This window comes from Sphingomonas sp. FUKUSWIS1 (genome assembly GCF_000733135.1).
Lineage (GTDB): Bacteria > Pseudomonadota > Alphaproteobacteria > Sphingomonadales > Sphingomonadaceae > Sphingomonas > Sphingomonas aerolata.
Map to the genome: position 1 here is coordinate 15,210 of NZ_JPJC01000129.1, position 3,029 is coordinate 18,238.

At 67.7% G+C, this 3,029-nt stretch carries 5 protein-coding genes; 2 read left to right on the plus strand and 3 right to left on the minus strand.

Translation table 11 applies throughout. The features are described from left to right. Positions 1-1,163: ATP-binding protein (locus tag sphsw_RS09045; protein WP_042466960.1), on the plus strand; the 1,163-nt coding region annotated here is incomplete at its 5' end. Here sphsw_RS09045 and sphsw_RS09050 read toward each other — a convergent pair. The 3 genes from sphsw_RS09050 to sphsw_RS09060 all read right to left on the minus strand — a co-directional run bounded on the left by sphsw_RS09050 (position 1,164) and on the right by sphsw_RS09060 (position 2,249). Then, positions 1,164-1,448, minus strand: a complete 285-nt coding sequence (locus sphsw_RS09050) for a DUF1294 domain-containing protein (protein WP_031440323.1) — start codon at positions 1,446-1,448, stop codon at positions 1,164-1,166. It abuts the gene before it with no gap. 89 nt (positions 1,449-1,537) lie between these two features. Then, entirely contained in the window at positions 1,538-1,780 is a 243-nt protein-coding gene (locus sphsw_RS09055; protein ID WP_197975315.1) for a DUF2312 domain-containing protein, read from the minus strand. A 160-nt stretch (positions 1,781-1,940) separates the two neighbouring features. Beyond that, positions 1,941-2,249 (minus strand): DUF1244 domain-containing protein, encoded by a 309-nt coding sequence (locus sphsw_RS09060; RefSeq protein ID WP_031440324.1) that lies wholly within the window; start codon positions 2,247-2,249, stop codon positions 1,941-1,943. An 80-nt stretch (positions 2,250-2,329) separates the two neighbouring features. Between sphsw_RS09060 and sphsw_RS18825 the strand changes: the two genes are divergently transcribed. Further along, positions 2,330-3,029, plus strand: a 700-nt coding sequence (locus sphsw_RS18825; protein ID WP_042466963.1) for a pyruvate kinase, incomplete at its 3' end; no start/stop codon positions are given.

Consider the following 3,029-nt stretch of genomic DNA (forward strand, 5'->3'; position numbering starts at 1 on the left):
TGCTCAGCCTCGAGGGGCTCGAGGTCGAAGGGCAGATGCGCTGTGCCGCATCGTTCCTCTCCGCGCTGTTCGATGCGCCGCGCGAGCATTGGTATCCGGTGCTCGTGGTCGTCGACGAAGCGCAGATGTTCGCGCCCGTCACCGGCGGCGAAGTGTCCGAAGAGGTACGCCGTGCCTCGCTCGCGGCGATGACCAACCTGATGTGTCGCGGCCGCAAGCGTGGTCTCGCCGGCGTGATCGCGACCCAGCGTCTGGCGAAGCTCGCGAAGAACGTCGCAGCGGAAGCGTCGAACTTCCTCATGGGCCGCACCTTCCTCGACATCGACATGGCACGCGCCGCCGATCTACTCGGCATGGAGCGGCGTCAGGCGGAGGCGATCCGCGACCTCCAGCGCGGCACCTTCATGGCGCTCGGCCCCGCGGTCTCGCGCCGCCCCATCACCGTGAAGATCGGCGACGTCGCCACCTCGGCGCGCAGCGGCAGCCCCAAGCTGACCCCGCTCCCCAGCGCCGCGCCGATGGACCTGCAGGACCTGCTCTCCGAGCCCGTGGTCGACGCGCCCGAACTCGGCCTGCTCTTCGATTCGCGGCCGCGGCGCGTGCCGGCGGAAGAACTGCTCGACGGTATCGCCCGCCCGCCCGAGCCGCGCACCGCCGCGCCCCCGCCGCCCGAGAAGACCGACGACGAGGTCGAGGCGGTCTATGCCGACGTGTTCCGCGCGATCGTCGAGGATCCCGAATCGACGCTGCGCCCGCCCTCGGTGCTGTTCCAGGATTTCCAGGTGCGATGCCGGATGGGCGGCCTCGCCAAGCCCCCGCTCGATCTGCCGGGCTTCGTCCGCCGGCTGAGCTGCGCACGCGCCGGGATCTTCGACATGACCGACGAGGCGTGGACCGCCGCGCTCGACGTCGCGAGCGGGCTGCCCGACGACATGCTCGGCGCGTTCCTGCTGGTCGCCCGCGCCGCGCGTGAGGGCGAACCCTGCCCCTCCGACGCGCGCATCGCCGCAACCTACGGCACCAGCTCGCTCGGCCGCGTGAAGCGCCTGATCGGCTATATCGAAAGCCGCAACCTGATCGTCTGCCGCACAGACCTGGCGGGCAAGCGCTCGATCACGATTCCGGGACTCGGCTGGACGACGCTGCCGGCAGAGGCGGCTTAACTAGAACGCGAAAGCGAAGACCAGTCCGGCGACCACGCCGATCTGCACGATCGCGATCATCTGCAGCCGGCCGACGAACGGCTGCTTGCGGGTCTTGTGGCGAAATCGACGGCGCGCCCAGAAGGCGCCGGGGCTGCCACCGAGCGCTGCGAACCAGAGCAAACGGGATTCGGGGATGCGCCATGCGCCACCCAGCGATCGGCGCTTATCCAACGCGAACGCAGCGACCGTGACCGCGTTGATCACCAGAAACAGAAATGACGCCGCCGCGATCGATACGAGCATGGCTCACCGGTACCGCGTCGACGTTGACGCGGCGTCCACCCCGGCGTCGATGACGCATCGCGAGGGAGACACCGCGCAGAGACCGATCGTCAGATCATCCCCAGAGCCTGGAGGTACACCTCGAGGATCGCCTCCTCCTCCTGATATTCTTCCTTCTTCTTCTTGCGGATCGACAGGATCTTGCGGATCGCCTTGGGGTCGTAGCCACGCCCCTTGGCCTCGGCCATCACATCCTTGATGTCGTCCGCAATACCCTTCTTCTCTTCTTCGAGACGCTCGGCGCGCTCGATCAGCAGGCGCAGTTCGTCCGCTGCGACCGCGCCGCCGCCCATGCCGTGTTGGCGTTCGTCCGTCATGATACTCGTCCCCATTCGCTCGAAACACAGACCCGCATGCGGCGACCGGGGTCCCAAGGACCGCCGATGAATCGCGCCGCTGCAAGTGCGGCGCCGCGTCTAGGCGGTAACCGTTCGCGGCTCAAGCGACCCCGGGTCAGACGACCGCATTCTTGGCGACGCTGGCCTTCATCCGCTCGAGCTGCTCGGGCGTGGCGTCGCCCTGATGCTGCGCTTTCCACTGCGAATAGGGCATGCCGTACACCGCCTCGCGCGCTGCATCCTTGTCGAGACCACCAGCCTCCTCGACCCAGTCGGACAGGCAGTTGCGGCAAAATCCCGCCAGACCCATCAGGTCGATATTCTGCGCATCGTCGCGGTGGCGCAGGTGGCGGATCAGCCGGCGAAAGGCCTGCGCCGCTACGGCATCGTCGAGTGTGTCCAGCGTGTCGCTATCGTGGTTCATTCGTATGCTCCGTAGTTGATCCCACCGAGATAGGGTTTAAGGCCCGTGGCGGCAAAGACCTCCCCCAGGAAACGCAACGCATGACCATGGCCATCGCACCCCGCTCGCGCAAAGTCCGCATCCTCGCGACGCTAGGCCCTGCCAGCAGCACGCCCGAGATGATCGCGACGCTGTTCCGCACCGGCGCCGACGCGTTCCGCATCAACATGAGTCACGGCGACCAGCAGTCGAAGATCGCGGTGATCCAGGCGATTCGCGCGCTGGAGAAGCAATATCGTCGTCCCTCGACGATCCTCGCCGATCTCCAGGGGCCCAAGCTGCGCGTCGGCAAGTTCGACGGCGGCCGCACCGTGCTCGAAACCGGCTCGACCTTCGTGCTCGACCGCGACACGACGCCGGGCGATGCGACCCGCGTCGAGCTGCCGCATGACGAGATCTTCGCCGCGATCGAGCCGGGCGCGCGCCTGCTGCTCGACGACGGCAAGCTGGTGCTGCGCGTCGTCTCGCACAGCCCGCGCGAAATCACGACCAGGGTCGAGGTCGGCGGCGCACTGTCGAACAACAAGGGGCTGAACGTTCCCGACGTCGTCCTGCCGATGGCCGCGCTGACCGAGAAGGATCGCAGCGATCTCGACTTCGCGGTCGACCAGGGCGTCGACTGGATCGCGCTGTCGTTCGTCCAGCGCCCCGAGGATCTGTGGGAGGCGCGCAAGCTGATCGGCGGCAAGGCCGCGCTGCTCGCCAAGATCGAGAAGCCCGCCGCGATCGAGCGGCTCGAGG